The sequence below is a fragment of the Ruegeria sp. AF1 genome, from assembly GCF_056542125.1.
In genome coordinates this window covers 212,290-228,969 of sequence record NZ_JBQFZG010000001.1, presented here as the reverse complement: position 1 = coordinate 228,969, position 16,680 = coordinate 212,290, and the positions used below count along the sequence as shown (strand labels likewise).

The following is a 16,680-nucleotide window of genomic DNA, read 5'->3' as shown; positions in this document are numbered from 1 at the left end:
GTTTTATGCACTGAACCGTAACGATTTCGGCCTTTGATTGTAGAACTTGTTACCTGTTTCATATAGGCGTTCGAAAAGATAACGAAAGTTGCGGCGATGGATTGGGACAAGCTTAGAATATTTCACGCGGTGGCCGATGCGGGCAGCCTCACACATGCCGGGGACAAGCTCAATTTGTCTCAATCCGCCGTGAGCAGACAGATCCGCGCGCTGGAAGAGTCATTGGATGCCACCCTTTTTCACCGTCACGCCCGGGGGTTGATTCTCACCGAGCAGGGTGAACTGTTGTTCGACGCCACATCCGCCATGTCAAAACGGCTGGACGCAGCAGCCGCGCGCATTCGCGACAGTGAGGAAGAGGTTTTTGGCGTTCTTCGGGTCACGACGACCTTTGGATTTGGCACACTTTGGCTCGCCCCGCGCCTGCCCAAGCTTTATGAACAATTCCCTGATCTCAACATCGACCTGATGCTGGAAGAACGTGTTCTGGACCTCCCCATGCGAGAAGCGGATGTCGCCATTCGCATGAAGGAACCCAGTCAGGCAGATCTGGTGCGCAAACGACTGATGACGGTTCAGATGGCGCTTTACGCTACGCAAAACTATATCGAATCCCATGGTGGAATGCTGAAATCGCTGGAGGATATCCAAAATCACCGGCTGATCTGTCAGACACCCGCGGCACCCCAAGTAGGCGCCAGCGCGGCCATGGTACGCCATCTTATGACCTACAATCCTGCTTCGCTGTTGACGGTGAACAACTACTTTGGCGTTCTTCAGGGTGTGTTGCACAATCTCGGGATTGGGGTTCTGCCAGATTACGTCACACAGGATTTCCCGCATCTTGTGCCGGTTCTGTCAGATATCGAAACCGCTGACGTGCCGGTGTATCTGGCCTATCCCGAAGAACTTCGACATTCAAAACGTGTCGGGGCGTTCCGTGACTTTGTGCAGGACGAGATTATCGCACAGCGCAAACAGCTGAAAAAGATGGGGAAACTATAGCTATGCACACACAGCATAGCGGGCATGAGGTCATTTCAGGGTTAATTTCCTTGAACGTTCACAAACTGACCCCTAAATGAGCACTCGAAGACGGTGATGCTGAAACGCTCATCATCTTCATACCTCCCTGTTGGACTATGGCCGAGCTTATTGCTCGGCCTTTTTTTTGCTCAAGGTGTTGCATCAAGTCAGCGAAAGCTCTGGGAAAAATACACGCATAGGCATATGATCCCAAAAAAACGAAACAATTTCGTGTTCGAGGGAAAATCCATGTTCCACCCATTCCGCCTTGTGTTGGCGATTGTCTCCGCTCTATTTTTGGCGGTTCCGCTATATGCGCAAGACACCGGCTCAACATCCACAGTGACCATTCCAGACGATTTGACGCCTGAACAGGTCGACGGTCTTGTTGCCCGCATGTCAGATGATCAGGTGCGCGCAATTCTTTTGGAACGCCTAGATGCGGTTGCCGAAAAACAGGCTGCCGAGAAGGCGAACGTGGAAGACCCGCTAACCGAAATAAGCGAAATATGGGCCGAGATGGTGTCGTCCTGGACACACGTTCTGACCACGCTTCCAAATATCGTCACAGCACAGATAACTGCGTTTGGCAATTTCAGCGACACGTTTGGAACGAACGGTGTCTTTACCCTGTTTGGGCTTATTCTTTCTGTGTTGATTGCTGGTTTAATAGCCGAGAAGCTGTTCATTTTCCTGACCCGTCGCTGGCATGAAGCGACCGAAGTTGGGGAGGAGGCTGATCTCAAGGGAGCTGTCAGTTATCTGTTCCGCAGGTTCTGTCGCGAAATTGCCGGGCTGATCGTGTTCTATGTCGTCATTCGCGCGATTGGTCGCGGGATTCTGACACCCGAACAGATCACCTATGCCGGTCCGTTTGTGTTCTATCTGATCTGGATCCCGCGCCTGGGGGCTGCGGCCTCACGTTTTGTTCTGGCACCGGAGAAGCCCAAATATCGGTTGGTGAGTATTGACGATCATTGGGCAAAGTATCTGCATCGCAATCTGATCGGGCTGTTGATCCTGATCGGGTTCACGCTGTTTGTTGTGCGCTTCAACGCTCTTAATGGCGTGACAGGCGACGATACACGCATTGGCTTCTGGCTGAACGCGGCAACCCATGTCTATATCGCTATCATCGCATGGACCGCGCGCGAAGGGCTGTCTCAGATAATGCTGGGAACAGATCCGGATCACACGAAATTCGATGAAGAAGTTGCGCATTATTATCCCTACTTCGCCATTGGCGTTTCGGTGACAATCTGGCTGCTGGTCGAATTCCTGGTCGCGCAACGCGATCCATCGACGCTGAGATTGTTGGGTCGTGGTGCGCATTTCACAACAATGTTCTGGTTGCTGATTGCCCCTGCTCTCGACACGTTGATCCGCGGGCTGGTACGCCATTTGCAGCCGCCGATGTCTGGCGAAGGCCCGCTGGCCGAACGCGCTCATCGCGCGGCCAAGCGCAGCTACATCCGGATTGGGCGGGTCATTGCCGGGCTGATCATTGTCTTCATGATCGCCCGCACCTGGCATCTTGACCTACGCAATGTCGCCTCGGCCGGTGTCAGTGCCGAAGTTGGCGGTGCTGTCATTGAATTCCTTCTGATCATCGCAGTCGGCTACATCCTGAACGAGGTCGTCTCACTATGGATCAACCGCAGGCTGGCCAAAGAGCAGACCGCGGCTGAAGCGGTCGACGAGGAAGCAAGCGGTGAAGGCGGCGGTGCCGGGGGCTCTCGTCTGGCGACGGTTCTGCCGCTGATGCGGATTACGGCCCAGATCACCATCTCGGTTATCTTCGGTCTGCTGGCCCTGGGTGCGCTGGGTATCAACATCACACCGCTTCTGGCCGGTGCCGGTGTTCTGGGTCTGGCCATCGGCTTTGGCGCTCAGAAACTGGTGGCGGATATCGTCGGTGGTGTTTTCTTCCTGATCGATGATGCCTTCCGCGTCGGCGAATATGTCGATGTGGGCGGAACCACAGGAACGGTCGAAAAAATCTCGATCCGTTCAATGCAACTGCGCCATCACAGGGGGCCTGTGCACACAATCCCTTATGGTGAAATCCAGAAGCTTACGAATTATAGCCGTGACTGGGTGATCATGAAGCTGAAATTCACCGTGCCCTTTGATACCGATCCCAACAAGGTCAAGAAAATCTTCAAAAAGATCGGGGCCGAGATGATGGAGGACGAAACCCACAAAGAAGGCTTTCTGCAACCGTTCAAATCGCAGGGCGTGTTCGACTTCGACGATGTCGGCATGATCATTCGCGGTAAATTCATGGCAAAGCCCGGCAAGCAGTTCACCTTGCGCAAGGAGATCTTCAACAAGGTCAAGGCCGAGTTCAAGGCCAACGGCATTGACTTTGCCCGCCGCGAGGTGCGCGTTGCAATTCCCGGGCTGGAAGAGGTCGAGCATCTGACGCCCGAACAGAAGACTGCTGTCGGCGCCGCAGCTGCTGCCGAGGTCAACAAAGACCAGGGATCGGCGTAATCTTCAGGGTTTACGTCGGCGATTTGCAGCAGGACTGCTGTGCGGTTTAACGGAACCGGCCGTGATGCCGGTTCCGTTTTTCTTTGAAAGACGCGACCTGCGCCGTCTTGACCCTTTCCACACGCGCGCGCTTGCCCTACAAGGCGCGCAATCTCGGCCCACTTGGACACAGGACAGAAGATGCAAGAGCCCGCTATCACACCCGATCTGATTGCAGCACATGGGCTCAAGCCCGAGGAATATGACATGATCCTCGAGATCATCGGGCGTGAACCGACCTTTACCGAGCTTGGTATTTTCTCGGCGATGTGGAACGAACATTGTTCTTACAAGTCGTCGAAGAAATGGTTGCGCACTCTTCCAACCTCGGGGCCTCAAGTCATTTGCGGCCCGGGCGAGAATGCCGGTGTCGTGGATATCGGGGACGGTCAGGCCGTGGTTTTCAAGATGGAAAGCCACAATCACCCGTCCTACATCGAACCCTACCAAGGTGCGGCAACGGGTGTCGGCGGCATCCTTCGGGACGTGTTCACAATGGGCGCGCGCCCGATCGCTTCGATGAATGCGCTGTCCTTCGGTGAACCCGGCCACCACAAAACCCGCCAGCTGGTCAACGGCGTGGTCGAAGGTATTGGCGGCTATGGCAACTGTTTCGGTGTTCCCTGCGTTGGGGGCGAGGTCCGCTTTCACCCGGCTTACAACGGCAACTGCCTTGTGAACGCCTTTGCCGCCGGTTTGGCCGACAGTGACAAGATCTTCTACTCTGCCGCGTCGGGCGTGGGCATGCCGGTGGTCTATCTTGGTGCAAAAACTGGTCGCGACGGTGTTGGTGGCGCAACGATGGCCTCGGCCGAATTTGACGACACCATCGAGGAAAAACGCCCCACTGTTCAGGTGGGTGATCCCTTCACCGAAAAGCGCCTGATGGAAGCAACACTGGAGCTGATGCAGACCGGCGCCGTGATCTCGATTCAAGACATGGGTGCTGCGGGCCTGACCTGTTCCGCCGTTGAGATGGGCGACAAGGGTGGTCTGGGCGTGCGCCTGGATCTGGAAAACGTCCCCCAGCGCGAAGAGAATATGACAGCCTATGAGATGATGCTGTCCGAATCTCAGGAACGCATGCTGATGGTTCTCAAGCCCGAGCTTGAGGCCGAAGCCCGCGCCGTGTTCGAGAAATGGGACCTGGACTTTGCCATCGTCGGTGAAACGATTGCCGAGGATCGCTTCCTGATCATGCATAACGGTGAGGTCAAGGCCGATCTCGTCCTGTCCAAACTGTCTTCGACCGCGCCCGAATATGATCGCCCTTGGGTGCCGACGCCCGAAGCCGAAGACCTTGCCGAAGTGCCTCAGATCGACCCGATTGACGGCCTGCGTGCCCTGCTGTCGTCGCCCAACTACGCGGGCAAGCAGTGGGTTTATGAGCAGTACGACACGATGGTGATGGCGGATACAAACCGGACACCGGGCCTGGGTGCGGGTATGGTGCGTGTTCACGGCACCGACAAGGTGCTGGCGTTCACCTCTGACGTGACCCCGCGCTACGTCCGCGCCAACCCGGTTGAAGGCGGCAAACAGGCGGTGGCCGAAGCCTACCGTAACCTGACGGCTGTTGGGGCCAAACCGCTGGCCACAACAGACAACCTGAACTTCGGCAACCCGGAAAAGCCCGAAATCATGGGTCAGTTTGTCGGCGCCGTTCAGGGCATCGGCGCCGCAGTCGGCGCGCTGGACATGCCGATCGTATCCGGCAACGTGTCGCTGTATAATGAAACCGACGGTCAGGCGATCCTGCCAACGCCCACAATCGGCGCTGTCGGGCTGCTGAATCACAGCGATGAAATCATCGGCAACGAGGTGCGCGAGGGCCACGTGGCTTTGGTGATCGGCGAAACCAAAGGTCATCTGGGCCAGTCCGCCCTTCTGGCCGAGGTCTTCAACCGAGAAGATGGCGACGCGCCGCATGTGAATCTGGACGCTGAAAAACGCAACGGCGATTTCATTCGCGCCAATCGTGGAATGATCAAGGCCTGCACAGACCTGAGTGATGGGGGCCTTGCGCTTGCGGCCTTCGAACTGGCCGAGGCCGCCGGGGTTGGCGTGTGTCTGGATGATGCACCGACGGAATTTCTGTTCGGGGAAGATCAGGCACGGTATCTGGTCGCTTGCAACTTTGATCAGGCCGAGGCGTTGATGATCGCGGCGGGTCAGGCAGGTGTACCGCTGGTCTCGGTAGGTCGGTTTACTGGCGATACCGTCAGGATCGGCGGCTCGGAGGCCTCGTTAGAAGACCTGACGGCCGTTTTCCGCAACAGCTTTGCCGACGCCGTCGCCTGATCAGGCTGTTTAAATATCGCTCGAAACCTGCGCCCTGAATAAGCGCAGGTTTCGTCGTTTTGGCACATTCATGTGCCCTTGCGCGCCAGGTTCAAGCGCTCTACATCTTTGGAAAGACCTTCAGGAGTTACCTACATGCCGATGAGCGCCCATCAAATCGAACACCTGCTGCGAGAAGCCTTTCCTGATGCGGTCATTCAGGTCGGTGGCAACGACGGTGTTCATATGTCCGCCATGGTGGTGGACGAAAGCTTTCGCGGCAAAAACCGAGTTCAACAACAGCGCGCCGTCTATGCGGCCCTGAAGGGCAAGATGGATGGCCCGGATGGAGAGCTGCACGCACTGGCATTGACCACGAAAGTGCCTGAATAGTGGACGAACCGATAGGATGGGCTCTACTGAGACTAACCTATCTGTTCTTAGACGTTATCAGCTCCTTGGCGATCCTGTTTTGTGATCTACCGAAGCTACTGAAATATGGGCCCAGATATTGGCGCGTCACAAGGAATATGAGACGGCGAAAACTCACACAGCGCGAAGGTTGAGAGTGCCCAATTATGAATGGCTTGTTGTTCTGGATAGGTTTATTTGCAGCATTGATAGTTGCCGCCGCGCTGATCGAAGCCTATGTCAAACGCAACCGAAAAAGAAAACTGTCCGATATGCGTCCGGATCCGGGTGAACTCAGCAAAATGGGCGGCCTTGAGAGATATGGGCTTGATCCGGTGAAAATGGCGCAGGCTGAACACCGGCAGCTTGAAACGGAAGGATGGGCACCCAGTTTGCCCAGTGATGGAACAATCCCCGCAGATGCGGATGAAAAGGGAAAACAAGATGACCGACGTTAAGACCCGGATCGACGAAACCGTCAAAGCCAACGATGTGGTGCTGTATATGAAAGGCACCAAGGAAATGCCGCAATGCGGGTTCTCCTCGCGCGTGGCTGGCGTGCTGAACTATATGGGCGTCGAGTACACGGATGTGAATGTTCTGGCCGACGAAGAAGTGCGTCAGGGGATCAAGGATTATTCCGACTGGCCAACTGTGCCCCAGCTTTATGTCAAAGGCGAGTTTGTTGGCGGTTGCGATATCATCACCGAGATGACCCTGTCGGGTGAACTGGATGCGTTGTTCGACGAAAATAATGTCGGCTACAACAAGGAAGCAGCCGACAAAATCCGCGAAGCAAACGCGTAATCCGGCCTACCGGCTGGAACAACCCCGATAGATCTCCTGCTCATTGGCGGCGCCCGCCGCCAAATAGCTAACCGACGCGTCCCACCCTTTCGAGCGCAGGATGTAGGTTCCACCTTCACCAAAGGACTCGTAGCGGATACCTGATCCGCTTTCGACCTGACGCATCACAACCAGAGAATTGTCCACCAAGGTTGCCGCTGCCCCTGTACTATCCGGTGCGTTGAAATAGGTGACAGGCAGCGGTATTCCGTTTTCGCAGGTGAAGGTGACAGACAGAATATCGATTTCGGCCAGTGCCGTTGTTGCGGGCATGACCAGCGCCGCAACACAGATGAATTTGCGCAGGACCTTCATCGTGCCTTTTTCTCCTCAACTACCGCGGCCAGCGCTTCGGCTCGTGCGGCCAGTTCGGCCAGCGTATCTGTAACAGATGGCGGAACCACAGCCACTTCGATGCGCTCAGGTTCGGGCGCCGGGGCGCTTCGCAGCGCCTGAAGCTCGGCTTCGGCTTCGGCCAGTTTCCCTTCGAGCGATTTGACCTTGTCCTCTGTTGCCGCAGTCTTGTCGGCCAGCATCAAGCCGGCCATCAGCAACATGCGGGATTCCGGCATACGACCGATCTGATCGGACAGCACCTGTGCCTCGTCGTCCAACACTTTGGCGGCAGCGTGCAGAAAGGGCTCTTCCCCGTCCCGGCAGGATACCTCAAAACCGCGCCCGCCGATATGAATGGTCACTTCGGGCATCACTCTACCTCACCTTCAACAAGTTTCGCCTGCGACAGCAGAGGTTCCAACCTTGCAAGAACTGCCTGCGCTTCGGCGGCGTCTGACGCCTGTGCTGCGCGCGTTGCTTCCAGTTCCGCGACGGTGGCCCGGTTCAGCAGCTCGGCATCTGCGACACCTTCGGCGGCGGCGGCGCGCAATTCCTCTATCGCAGTGCGCAACTGCTCGTTTGCCTTGCGCATCCGTTGCAGATCGTCGTCCAGTCGCGACATTGCAGCGCCGTGACTGGTCCGTTCAGCGCGCAGCATCTCAAGCTCGGCGCTCAGGTCGTCGACGCGGACTGTATCTGACAGTTCGTCCTTTAGACGGCTGTTTTCCGCTTTCAGCGCCTCCAGCTCGGTGCTGTTGTCCAATGCGGCCTTGGCTTCGGCCAATTCAGCGCGCGCGGCTTCGACCGTCGCGATTTTCGCACGGGCTTCTTCCAGCTCGGATCGCAGAGCGTCTGTTTCGGCTGTATTGGTCGGAGCGCTTCGCAACTCCTCAAGATCGGCTCTCAGCCCGTCCACTTCCTGTTCGTGCTGTTCCTTTAGGGTTCTCAGACGTTCCTGAAGCTGCGCGTTCGCAACTTTTTCATCTTCAAGCGCTGCCTGGAGGCCGTCATCCGGCCGGGCATCTACGGACGCGCCGCCCAATGCGTCGACGCCCGCTCCGATACGGTCCATCGCCGCAATAATGCGGTGCTGTAATTCCTCAAGTTGGCTCATGCCCCTGTCACCTCTTTATCAAGGTTCATTCTGTTGCGAAGCGATCCGAATCAAAATCGAATCCCGCCTGCCGCCAGTCTAACGGAATGCGACAGAAAATACCCACTGTTTGCTTTCAACTACTTGGACCACGCAGTTCACGCAATCCAAGCGGATAAACCCTGGTTCTGCTTGCACTTTGAGTGCTGAGTGGTATTGAGCCCGCAATCTGCTTTTTATCCAAAGGAACAACGCCCGTGGACCTGACTGCGCTGCGCAATGCCAACCCCGAACACTGGGACAAAGCTGCGGCCATCCGCACATTGACCCTTGATGCCGTCGCCGCTGCAAACTCCGGACATTCTGGTATGCCCATGGGCATGGCGGATGTCGCGACCGTCCTGTTCGAAAAGCATCTGAAGTTTGACGCCTCGGCCCCGAACTGGCCGGATCGTGACCGCTTCATCCTGTCCGCAGGCCATGGTTCGATGCTGGTCTATTCGTTGCTGTACCTTACGGGATATGAAGATGTAACGCTGGAGGAGATCAAGAATTTCCGCCAGCTGGGCGCAAAAACCGCAGGCCACCCAGAAAACTTTCTGGTCGCTGGTGTTGAAACCACGACCGGACCGCTGGGTCAGGGTATCTCGAACGCCGTGGGCTTTGCGATGGCCGAGGAAATCCAGCGCGCGCATTATGGCAAGAAGGTTGTAGACCACTATACCTATGTCATCGCGGGCGACGGCTGCCTTATGGAAGGCGTAAGCCAGGAGGCAATCACCCTGGCCGGTCGTCACGAGCTGAGCAAGCTGATCGTCTTCTGGGACAACAACAACATCACCATCGACGGCACTGTCGACATCGCCGACCGCACCGATCAGGTTCGTCGCTTTGCGGCCTCGGGCTGGCATGTGATCGAAATCGACGGTCATGACCCCAAGGCCATCGACGCGGCCATCGTTCAGGCGAAGAAGTCGAAAAAGCCGACCATGATCGCGTGTAAAACCCACATTGCTCTGGGCCACGCGGCGCAGGACACGTCAAAAGGGCACGGCGCGCTTACCGATGCGGATCAGCTGAAGGCCGCCAAGAAGGCTTATGGCTGGGTGCATGACGCGTTTGACGTGCCTGCCAATGTCAAATCCGCATGGGAAGCTATCGGTGCGCGTGGCGCTGCCGAGCGTTCGGAATGGGAAGCGCGTTTCGCACAACTGTCCGAGCGTAAGCAGGCTGAGTTCACCCGCGCCTATGCGTTCGAGGCCCCCAAGCGTCTGGCCGGAGCCATTCGCGCCTTCAAAAAGCAGATGTCCGAAGACCAGCCGAAACTGGCCACCCGTTCGTCGTCGGAGAAGGTCCTGAACGTTGTAAACCCGATCATGACCGAAACCGTTGGCGGTTCGGCGGACCTGACCGGGTCAAATAACACAAAATCGGCCGATATGGGCGTGTTCCTTCCGGAAAACCGCAAGGGTCGCTATATCCATTATGGTATCCGTGAACACGGCATGGCGGCGGCGATGAACGGCATGGCGCTGCATGGTGGTATCCGCCCCTATGGCGGTACATTCATGGCCTTCACCGATTATGCCCGCCCGTCCATGCGTCTGGCGGCGCTGATGAAGATCCCTTCGGTTTTCGTGATGACCCATGACTCGATCGGTCTGGGCGAAGACGGCCCGACCCACCAGCCTGTCGAGCATCTGGCGATCTCGCGTGCAACCCCCAACACTTTTGTCTTCCGCCCGGCTGACACCATTGAAACGGCCGAGGCATGGGAACTGGCGCTGACCTTCAAGGACAGCCCCTCTGTCCTGTCGCTGACCCGTCAGGGTGTTCCAACGGTACGTACCGAGCACAAGACCAAGAACCTGACCGCACAAGGTGCTTACGTTCTGGCCGAAGCAGAAGGTAAGCGTCAGGCAATCCTGATCGCCACAGGTTCCGAAGTGTCGCTGGCCATGGAAGCCAAAGCGATGCTCGAGGCCGAGGGCATCGGCACCCGCGTCGTCTCGATGCCGTGCATGGAGCTGTTCGCACAGCAGGATGAAGCCTACCGCAAGCGCGTCCTTCCGGCGGGTCCGGTCCGCGTTGGTATCGAAGCCGCGGTTCGCGCTGGTGGCTGGGATCGTTGGTTGCTGGGTGAACGTGGCCGCGAAGCCAAAGCCGGGTTCATCGGCATGTCCAGCTTTGGTGCCTCGGCCCCTGCGGGAGAACTGTACAAGCATTTCGGCATCACCGCCGAAGCAACCGTTGCAAAGGTCAAGGAATTGTTAGGGCTGTAAATCAGTCCCACCTGATCGAGCAAAGGGCGGCCTTGGCCGCCCTTTTCATTTGGGTTCAGCCTTAACCCGAAGTGCAAGTTCTTCATAGGCTTTCAGAGCGTAATCCAATCGCAACTCATACCGTCCTTGCACCACCACTTTCTCAGGTTCTTGCAGGCCGAGACAATACAACGCTTGGCGAAGATGGGTTCCAGACAGCGGAACATAAGTAGCCGATTGACCCACTAAAGCGTTGTAAAAGCGTCCCCCGAACCAACGGCTACGCTCCTGCGCCCTGAAAGCGGTATCAACACGAAAATGCAAGAAACTGTACAGCTCGGATTCATCGAATGGGACTTCGTCGGCCGCAACACTCAAAGCCGATAGAATTGAGGATCTGCCGTTTAATCCGCGCGTGCCCACTTTTCGAATAAGCGGGCCATCGATCGTCGTGCCTAGACGGTAACGGGTCAATTCAGTGTTTCGCATTCTTACTTAACATTGGTGCTATGATCCGGGTTGCAACAGGGATCAAAACCAACCCCCAAGCTAAACCAAATACGCCATCCATCGTGGCCTTGGACACCCACTCAACCACACCAACCCATTGATCAGAGACAGAATGCCCAATGGTATAGGCCCACTCATGGATATGATGGCCCAACCATCCAAAGCCCAACACCTCCATCCCGTGGATGACGATCGAGCCCCCCACCCACAGCATCGCCGCTGTTCCGACAATGGACAGTGTTTTCATCACCCCGGGCATTGCCTTGACCAACCCTCGGCCCAGACCGCGACCGATAGGTGTCGGCGCGTTCTGCGCCAGATAAAGCCCAACATCATCCATTTTCACGATCAGAGCCACCGACCCATAGACGGCCACCGTCACGCCGATCCCCACAACGGCCAGCGTCGCGGCCTGCATCCATAGGTTCGGGGCTTCGATCGCCGCCAGTGCAATGGTCATAATCTCGGCAGACAGAATAAAATCGGTCTTGATTGCGCCCTTGACCTTCTGCTCTTCCAGATGGCCCGGGTCCCGGTTTTTCATATCCTCTTCAATTACATGGCTACCATGAGGAAACAGGACGTGAAAAATCTTCTCGGCGCCTTCAAAACACAAATATGATCCACCCAGCATCAACAGTGGGGTGATCAGCCACGGGGCGAAATTGGCCAGCAACAAGGCCACCGGCAACAGGAGTATGATTTTGTTGAAAACCGAACCGCGCGCGATACGCCAGATGATCGGCAATTCGCGCGCCGGGGCAAAGCCCTGAACGTATTTTGGTGTTACCGCAGCGTCGTCAATGATTACGCCTGCAGTCTTGGCCCCTGCCTTGCCTGCCGCTGCCACGACATCATCCACCGATGTCGCCGCGACCTTGGCGATCCCGGCCACATCGTCCAACAAGGCCAAAAGACCACTCATCGCGTTTCCTTTCCCGTTCGCTGCCGCATCCGGACCCTACCTGATCCAACGGCTAGCGCAAGCGTTAGCGCAACCGTCGCAGGTTTGCGCTAACACCTTAAAAATATGCCGTTTTTGCCCTTTTGAGATTCCCATTTCGCCGCTATATGGCCCTCAACGCAAGCGCATCAGGAGACGTCACATGACCATCAAGGTCGGTATCAATGGTTTTGGCCGTATTGGCCGCTGCACCCTGTCGCACATCGCCGCGTCGGGGCGTAACGACATCGAAGTGATCAAAGTCAACGCAACCGGCCCATTGGAAACCTCTGCGCATCTGCTGAAATATGACAGCGTTCATGGGCGTTTCCCGCGCGAAGTTTCAATCGAAGGCAACACGATGGATCTGGGTCGTGGCCCAATGCAGATGTTTTCGACCTACGATATGAATGAACTGGACTGGGAAGGCTGTGACGTCGTTCTGGAGTGCACCGGTAAATTCAATGATGGCACCAAGGCCAAAACACATCTGGATCGCGGTGCGGGCAAGGTGCTGCTGTCCGCCCCCGGCAAAAACGTGAACAAGACCATCGTTTTTGGTGTGAACCACAACACCCTGACCGCAAATGACAACATGGTGTCGAACGGCTCCTGCACAACAAACTGCCTGGCCCCGCTGGCCAAGGTGCTGGACGAGGGTGTCGGCATTGAACATGGCATCATGACCACCATTCACGCCTATACCGGAGACCAGCCCACGCTGGACCGTCGCCACAGCGACCTCTATCGTGCCCGCGCTGCCGCAATGTCGATGATCCCGACCTCAACCGGTGCTGCCAAAGCTTTGGGTGAAGTTCTGCCAAACCTGAAAGGCCGTCTGGACGGGTCCGCCATCCGGGTTCCTACCCCGAATGTTTCTGCAGTTGACCTGACCTTCCGCGCGTCGCGTGACACCTCGGTGACCGAAATCAACGCTATCGTCGAAGAAGCAGCCAAAGGCCCGATGCAGCGTGTTCTGGGATATGAGCCCGCGCCTCTGGTATCAACCGATTTCAACCACACCGAAGAAAGCTCGATCTTCGCACCCGACCAGACCCGCGTCGTCAATGATCGCATGGTGCGCGTGCTGGCCTGGTATGACAACGAGTGGGGCTTTTCGGTTCGCATGGCAGACGTAGCCGTCGCCATGGGCCGCCTTAACTGACCCTTCGGACTTCGCTTGTACGTTGGTGCCCGCTCAGGTTATCTGAGCGGGCATTTTCATTCGGAACCGACATGAACAATCAAATTGCTATGTGGCTTGGCGTCCTATTGCTTGGGGGCATGATGCTGGACGTGGCCTTGTATGGTACCGAGCACATGTTGTTCCTCGGTAAGAAGCTTTACGACTTTCTGGACTGGCTCGCTTTTTGGCGATGACAGAGGTTTTTCTTGACATTTCTCTTGATCTGTAATTGTTAGCGCTAACTCATATAACTGAGATACTTGTACGGAGCGAACCATGACCCTGAAACTAGCGATCAACGGATTTGGACGGATCGGGCGCGGGGTTCTGCGCGCGGTGATGGAAAGCGGACGTACAGACGTTGAGATCGTCGCAATCAACGACTTGGGCAAACCCGACATGAACGCGCATCTATTCGAGTTTGACAGCGTTCATGGCCGTTATCCCAACCCTGTCACCCTTACAGACGCCGGCATGGATGTGGGGCGCGGCCCGATCCGCCTGAGTAGTGAGCGTAATCCCGAAGACCTGCCTTGGTCTGATATCGACGTTGTTCTGGAATGCACCGGGGTTTTCCGCACCCGCGAAGCAGCGGAACGTCACTTCAAGAACGGATCGCGGAAAGTCCTGATCTCAGCCCCTGCACGGGACGACGGCGGTGTGAAAACCATCGTCTTTGGTGTCAACGATAACGAACTGACCGCCGACGATCTGATCGTTTCGAACGCATCCTGCACCACGAATTGCCTTTCTCCGGTTGCCGCAGCTTTGGACGCTGGTCTTGGCATCAAACATGGCAACATGACCACCGTTCACGCCTATACCGCCAGCCAGCCGGTGCATGACACAGTTGGAAAAGACCCCTACCTGTCGCGCGCCGCAGCCCTGTCGATGATCCCCACCACAACCGGTGCAGCCGCCGCTGTGGGGCTGGTACTGCCGCAACTCAAGGGCAAATTGACCGGTCAGGCCATCCGGGTACCCACCCCGAACGTTTCGGTCGTTGATCTGGTTGCCGAGGTTTCGCGCCCAACGACCGAAGATGAGGTCAATCAACTTTTCATTGACGCCGCAGCAAAGATTCCCGGTGTTCTGGCGGCGGAAAGCCGTCCTCTGGTCTCGGTCGATTTCAACCACGACTCTCACAGCTCGACGGTGTCACTGGCAGAAACCAAAGTCACCGACGGCACGCTGGTTCGCGTGCTGGCCTGGTATGACAACGAATGGGGCTTTTCGAACCGGATGCTGGATACAGCCGCCGCGATGGGCGCCCTAGCCTAACCGCTCGCGCAGTGCAGCATTGACACGGGGCGTGACAAACTTTGACACGTCCCCGTTCAAGCGGGCAATTTCTTTCACCAGTTTTGAAGCAATCGCCTGATGGCGTGCTTCGGCCATCAAAAAGACAGTCTCGATCGAGTCGTCCAGTGCGCGGTTCATACCAACCATCTGGAATTCATACTCGAAATCCGCGACAGCGCGCAAACCGCGTACAATGATCTGCGCACCGACATCCCTTGCACAATCGATCAATAGATTTTCGAAGGGATGAGCGATGATTTCCGTGCCGGTTTGTTCGGTCAGTTCGGCACATTCGGCCTCGATCATCGCGACGCGCTCTTCCAGCGAGAACAACGGGCCTTTGTCCCGGTTGATGGCGACGCCAATGACCAGTTTATCCACCAATGCCGCCGCCCGGCGAATGATATCGATGTGCCCTATGGTGATAGGGTCAAAGGTTCCCGGATACAAACCAACCCGCATCGCGCCCTCCTGCGCAACAAAATTTCTGCGCAAGCAAACACAACTTTGCTGCAGGTGCAAGTGATTGCTTTGGCACCCCTTGCTGTCAGTGCCCCATTATCATGCCTTCCAGAGCGTCTTTTTCCATCGCCAGTTCGGCCAGCTGGGCCTTTACCACGTCACCAAGTGTGACGATGCCGATCAATTTACCGTCTTCGACAACCGGCATATGGCGAAAGCGCCCTTCTGTCATGCGGGCCATGATATCCTGAACAGAGGCCTGACGCGTCGTCGTGATAAGATCTTGCGTCATGTAGGATTTTACAGGCTGGTCGAGACAGCCACTACCGCTGGCGGCAAGCTCGCGGACGATGTCGCGTTCAGACAGAATTCCAATAGCGGTTTCTCCGCCATCGTCCGAAATAACAACCGTCCCGATCCGCTTTTCCGCAAGAATTTTCGAGGCTTCTGAAACTGTCGCCGTTGGCGCCACCGTTACAACGCCGTTTGTCGCTTTGGACGTCAGGATAGCCTGTACCAACATGAAGAATTCCTCCGGAATAATAACACTTTTTCCAAAGAGTTGCGCGATTGTGGCGACCTGTCAAGCACCGGCATCTGCTTCCAATCGAAGCACTTCCTCGCGAATGCCGCGCGTTAGGGCATCGGCAAAGCGGTTCAGCCGTTCATTGCGCTGATCTCCTTCATGCCGGACCAGATAGAAACTTCGTGTCAGACTCACTTGATCCGTCAGGATTTTCCGTAGCCCCAGATGGAACGGCAACGTAAAGTCATGTGCCACGCAAACGCCTGTTCCCAAACTGACCTGCCGCAATTGCACCGAGACCGAGTTCGATGCAAGCGCGACACGGTCAACCCCAATATCGTTCAGGTAATCCAGTTCGCGGTCAAAGATCATGTCAGGGATGTAACCGATCAACCGGTGCCCCTTGAGGTCAGCGACCGAGTGGATTGGTTCGTGACGTTTCAAATATTCATCGGTCGCGACCATGTGTAGTTTGTAGTCACTGACTTTCTTGACCAAAAGCTGCCCTGCGGTTGGCGCGCTGACGGTCACGGCCATATCGGCCTCGCGACGGGACAGGTTGATCACCCTCGGCAGAGCCAGAATCTGAATATCCAGTTCCGGGTTTGAATCACTGATCCTGGCACAGACTTGGGGCAACAGGTAATTTGCGCTGCCATCTGGCGCGCCGATCCGGATTTGCCCGCTGAGTGATTTCGTGGATCCTGCCACGGCTCCGGCCGCTGCGCGCATCGCCTCTTCGGCATGCAACCCATGCTCCAACAGGCGCTGCCCTGCCGGTGTCAGGACATAGCCCTGCTGCGACTTGGTGAACAACGCAGAATCCAGCGTCGTTTCCAATCGCGCAACACGTCGCCCCACGGTGGCGGGGTCGATTTTCAGGATACGACCAGCGGAGGAAAGACTTTCCTCGCGCGCCACGGCCAGAAAGATCCGCATATCGTCCCAGTTTGGAGTCACACC

General features: G+C 56.5%; 18 protein-coding genes. 10 read left to right on the top strand and 8 right to left on the bottom strand.

What is annotated here, in order from left to right:
• The first annotated feature begins 96 nt into the window (after positions 1–96).
• The 6 genes from ACR0BK_RS01075 (at position 97) to grxD (ending at position 7,059) form a co-directional block, all read left to right on the top strand.
• Positions 97–1,005, top strand: a complete 909-nt coding sequence (locus tag ACR0BK_RS01075; RefSeq protein WP_480553414.1) for a LysR family transcriptional regulator — start codon at positions 97–99, stop codon at positions 1,003–1,005.
• Positions 1,006–1,275: 270 nt separating this feature from the next.
• Complete coding sequence (locus ACR0BK_RS01070; RefSeq protein WP_480553412.1) at positions 1,276–3,522, top strand: mechanosensitive ion channel family protein; 2,247 nt, start codon at positions 1,276–1,278, stop codon at positions 3,520–3,522.
• A 180-nt stretch (positions 3,523–3,702) separates the two neighbouring features.
• On the top strand, positions 3,703–5,862 hold the full coding sequence (gene purL / locus ACR0BK_RS01065) for a phosphoribosylformylglycinamidine synthase subunit PurL (protein WP_480493260.1): 2,160 nt from the start codon (positions 3,703–3,705) through the stop codon (positions 5,860–5,862).
• A 135-nt stretch (positions 5,863–5,997) separates the two neighbouring features.
• Positions 5,998–6,234 carry a BolA/IbaG family iron-sulfur metabolism protein gene (locus ACR0BK_RS01060; RefSeq protein WP_480472581.1) on the top strand — a complete coding sequence of 79 codons (237 nt, stop codon included), beginning with the start codon at positions 5,998–6,000 and terminating at the stop codon, positions 6,232–6,234.
• Positions 6,235–6,419: 185 nt separating this feature from the next.
• Positions 6,420–6,710, top strand: coding sequence for a hypothetical protein (locus ACR0BK_RS01055; RefSeq protein WP_480553410.1), 291 nt, complete (start codon positions 6,420–6,422; stop codon positions 6,708–6,710).
• The gene (grxD, locus tag ACR0BK_RS01050; protein WP_480472577.1) at positions 6,697–7,059 is read left to right on the top strand and encodes a Grx4 family monothiol glutaredoxin; all 363 of its coding nucleotides are present in this window, start codon (positions 6,697–6,699) and stop codon (positions 7,057–7,059) included. The genes ACR0BK_RS01055 and grxD overlap by 14 nt, the downstream gene beginning before the upstream one ends.
• Before the next feature lie 6 nt (positions 7,060–7,065).
• On the opposite strand, the gene ACR0BK_RS01045 is transcribed toward grxD, so the two are convergent.
• The 3 genes from ACR0BK_RS01045 to ACR0BK_RS01035 are packed head-to-tail and all read right to left on the bottom strand — an operon-like array spanning position 7,066 to position 8,548.
• A complete protein-coding gene (locus ACR0BK_RS01045; protein ID WP_480553408.1) occupies positions 7,066–7,413 on the bottom strand; it encodes an MliC family protein in 348 nt (115 codons plus the stop codon).
• Positions 7,410–7,805: a cell division protein ZapA gene (locus tag ACR0BK_RS01040; protein ID WP_480472573.1), complete on the bottom strand. Its 396-nt coding sequence runs from the start codon at positions 7,803–7,805 to the stop codon at positions 7,410–7,412. Before ACR0BK_RS01040 ends, ACR0BK_RS01045 begins: the two co-directional genes overlap by 4 nt.
• Complete coding sequence (locus tag ACR0BK_RS01035) at positions 7,805–8,548, bottom strand: hypothetical protein (protein ID WP_480553407.1); 744 nt, start codon at positions 8,546–8,548, stop codon at positions 7,805–7,807. The genes ACR0BK_RS01040 and ACR0BK_RS01035 overlap by 1 nt, the downstream gene beginning before the upstream one ends.
• Before the next feature lie 236 nt (positions 8,549–8,784).
• On the opposite strand from ACR0BK_RS01035, the gene tkt reads away from it, so the two are divergent.
• Positions 8,785–10,809 carry a transketolase gene (gene tkt, locus ACR0BK_RS01030; RefSeq protein ID WP_480553405.1) on the top strand — a complete coding sequence of 675 codons (2,025 nt, stop codon included), beginning with the start codon at positions 8,785–8,787 and terminating at the stop codon, positions 10,807–10,809.
• A 45-nt stretch (positions 10,810–10,854) separates the two neighbouring features.
• Here tkt and ACR0BK_RS01025 read toward each other — a convergent pair whose 3' ends face one another.
• The gene (locus tag ACR0BK_RS01025) at positions 10,855–11,277 is read right to left on the bottom strand and encodes a hypothetical protein (RefSeq protein WP_480516907.1); all 423 of its coding nucleotides are present in this window, start codon (positions 11,275–11,277) and stop codon (positions 10,855–10,857) included.
• The gene (locus tag ACR0BK_RS01020) at positions 11,264–12,223 is read right to left on the bottom strand and encodes a DUF808 domain-containing protein (RefSeq protein WP_480553404.1); all 960 of its coding nucleotides are present in this window, start codon (positions 12,221–12,223) and stop codon (positions 11,264–11,266) included. The genes ACR0BK_RS01025 and ACR0BK_RS01020 overlap by 14 nt, the downstream gene beginning before the upstream one ends.
• A gap of 181 nt (positions 12,224–12,404) precedes the next feature.
• Between ACR0BK_RS01020 and gap (ACR0BK_RS01015) the strand changes: the two genes are divergently transcribed.
• The 3 genes from gap (ACR0BK_RS01015) (at position 12,405) to gap (ACR0BK_RS01005) (ending at position 14,708) form a co-directional block, all read left to right on the top strand.
• A complete protein-coding gene (gap, locus tag ACR0BK_RS01015) occupies positions 12,405–13,406 on the top strand; it encodes a type I glyceraldehyde-3-phosphate dehydrogenase (protein ID WP_480472565.1) in 1,002 nt (333 codons plus the stop codon).
• A 71-nt stretch (positions 13,407–13,477) separates the two neighbouring features.
• Positions 13,478–13,621: a hypothetical protein gene (locus tag ACR0BK_RS01010; RefSeq protein ID WP_480493268.1), complete on the top strand. Its 144-nt coding sequence runs from the start codon at positions 13,478–13,480 to the stop codon at positions 13,619–13,621.
• 82 nt (positions 13,622–13,703) lie between these two features.
• Positions 13,704–14,708 (top strand): type I glyceraldehyde-3-phosphate dehydrogenase, encoded by a 1,005-nt coding sequence (gene gap / locus ACR0BK_RS01005; protein ID WP_480553403.1) that lies wholly within the window; start codon positions 13,704–13,706, stop codon positions 14,706–14,708.
• On the opposite strand, the gene coaD is transcribed toward gap (ACR0BK_RS01005), so the two are convergent.
• The 3 genes from coaD to ACR0BK_RS00990 form a co-directional block, all read right to left on the bottom strand.
• A complete protein-coding gene (coaD, locus tag ACR0BK_RS01000) occupies positions 14,700–15,191 on the bottom strand; it encodes a pantetheine-phosphate adenylyltransferase (RefSeq protein WP_209596116.1) in 492 nt (163 codons plus the stop codon). The genes gap (ACR0BK_RS01005) and coaD overlap by 9 nt on opposite strands.
• An 85-nt stretch (positions 15,192–15,276) precedes the next feature.
• A complete protein-coding gene (locus ACR0BK_RS00995; protein WP_480472559.1) occupies positions 15,277–15,714 on the bottom strand; it encodes a CBS domain-containing protein in 438 nt (145 codons plus the stop codon).
• A 60-nt stretch (positions 15,715–15,774) separates the two neighbouring features.
• A complete protein-coding gene (locus ACR0BK_RS00990; RefSeq protein ID WP_480553878.1) occupies positions 15,775–16,656 on the bottom strand; it encodes a LysR family transcriptional regulator in 882 nt (293 codons plus the stop codon).
• Between the last annotated feature and the right edge of the window lie 24 nt (positions 16,657–16,680).

Bases quoted from the DNA above. Each gene is read 5' to 3' on its own strand.
- ACR0BK_RS01075 (WP_480553414.1), top strand. From the start codon at position 97: ATGGATTGGGACAAGCTTAGAATATTTCACGCGGTGGCCGATGCGGGC.
- ACR0BK_RS01070 (WP_480553412.1), top strand. From the start codon at position 1,276: ATGTTCCACCCATTCCGCCTTGTGTTGGCGATTGTCTCCGCTCTATTT.
- purL (WP_480493260.1), top strand. From the start codon at position 3,703: ATGCAAGAGCCCGCTATCACACCCGATCTGATTGCAGCACATGGGCTC.
- ACR0BK_RS01060 (WP_480472581.1), top strand. From the start codon at position 5,998: ATGCCGATGAGCGCCCATCAAATCGAACACCTGCTGCGAGAAGCCTTT.
- ACR0BK_RS01055 (WP_480553410.1), top strand. From the start codon at position 6,420: ATGAATGGCTTGTTGTTCTGGATAGGTTTATTTGCAGCATTGATAGTT.
- grxD (WP_480472577.1), top strand. From the start codon at position 6,697: ATGACCGACGTTAAGACCCGGATCGACGAAACCGTCAAAGCCAACGAT.
- ACR0BK_RS01045 (WP_480553408.1), bottom strand. From the start codon at position 7,413: ATGAAGGTCCTGCGCAAATTCATCTGTGTTGCGGCGCTGGTCATGCCC.
- ACR0BK_RS01040 (WP_480472573.1), bottom strand. From the start codon at position 7,805: ATGCCCGAAGTGACCATTCATATCGGCGGGCGCGGTTTTGAGGTATCC.
- ACR0BK_RS01035 (WP_480553407.1), bottom strand. From the start codon at position 8,548: ATGAGCCAACTTGAGGAATTACAGCACCGCATTATTGCGGCGATGGAC.
- ACR0BK_RS01025 (WP_480516907.1), bottom strand. From the start codon at position 11,277: ATGCGAAACACTGAATTGACCCGTTACCGTCTAGGCACGACGATCGAT.
- ACR0BK_RS01020 (WP_480553404.1), bottom strand. From the start codon at position 12,223: ATGAGTGGTCTTTTGGCCTTGTTGGACGATGTGGCCGGGATCGCCAAG.
- gap (WP_480472565.1), top strand. From the start codon at position 12,405: ATGACCATCAAGGTCGGTATCAATGGTTTTGGCCGTATTGGCCGCTGC.
- ACR0BK_RS01010 (WP_480493268.1), top strand. From the start codon at position 13,478: ATGAACAATCAAATTGCTATGTGGCTTGGCGTCCTATTGCTTGGGGGC.
- gap (WP_480553403.1), top strand. From the start codon at position 13,704: ATGACCCTGAAACTAGCGATCAACGGATTTGGACGGATCGGGCGCGGG.
- coaD (WP_209596116.1), bottom strand. From the start codon at position 15,191: ATGCGGGTTGGTTTGTATCCGGGAACCTTTGACCCTATCACCATAGGG.
- ACR0BK_RS00995 (WP_480472559.1), bottom strand. From the start codon at position 15,714: ATGTTGGTACAGGCTATCCTGACGTCCAAAGCGACAAACGGCGTTGTA.
- ACR0BK_RS00990 (WP_480553878.1), bottom strand. From the start codon at position 16,656: ATGCGGATCTTTCTGGCCGTGGCGCGCGAGGAAAGTCTTTCCTCCGCT.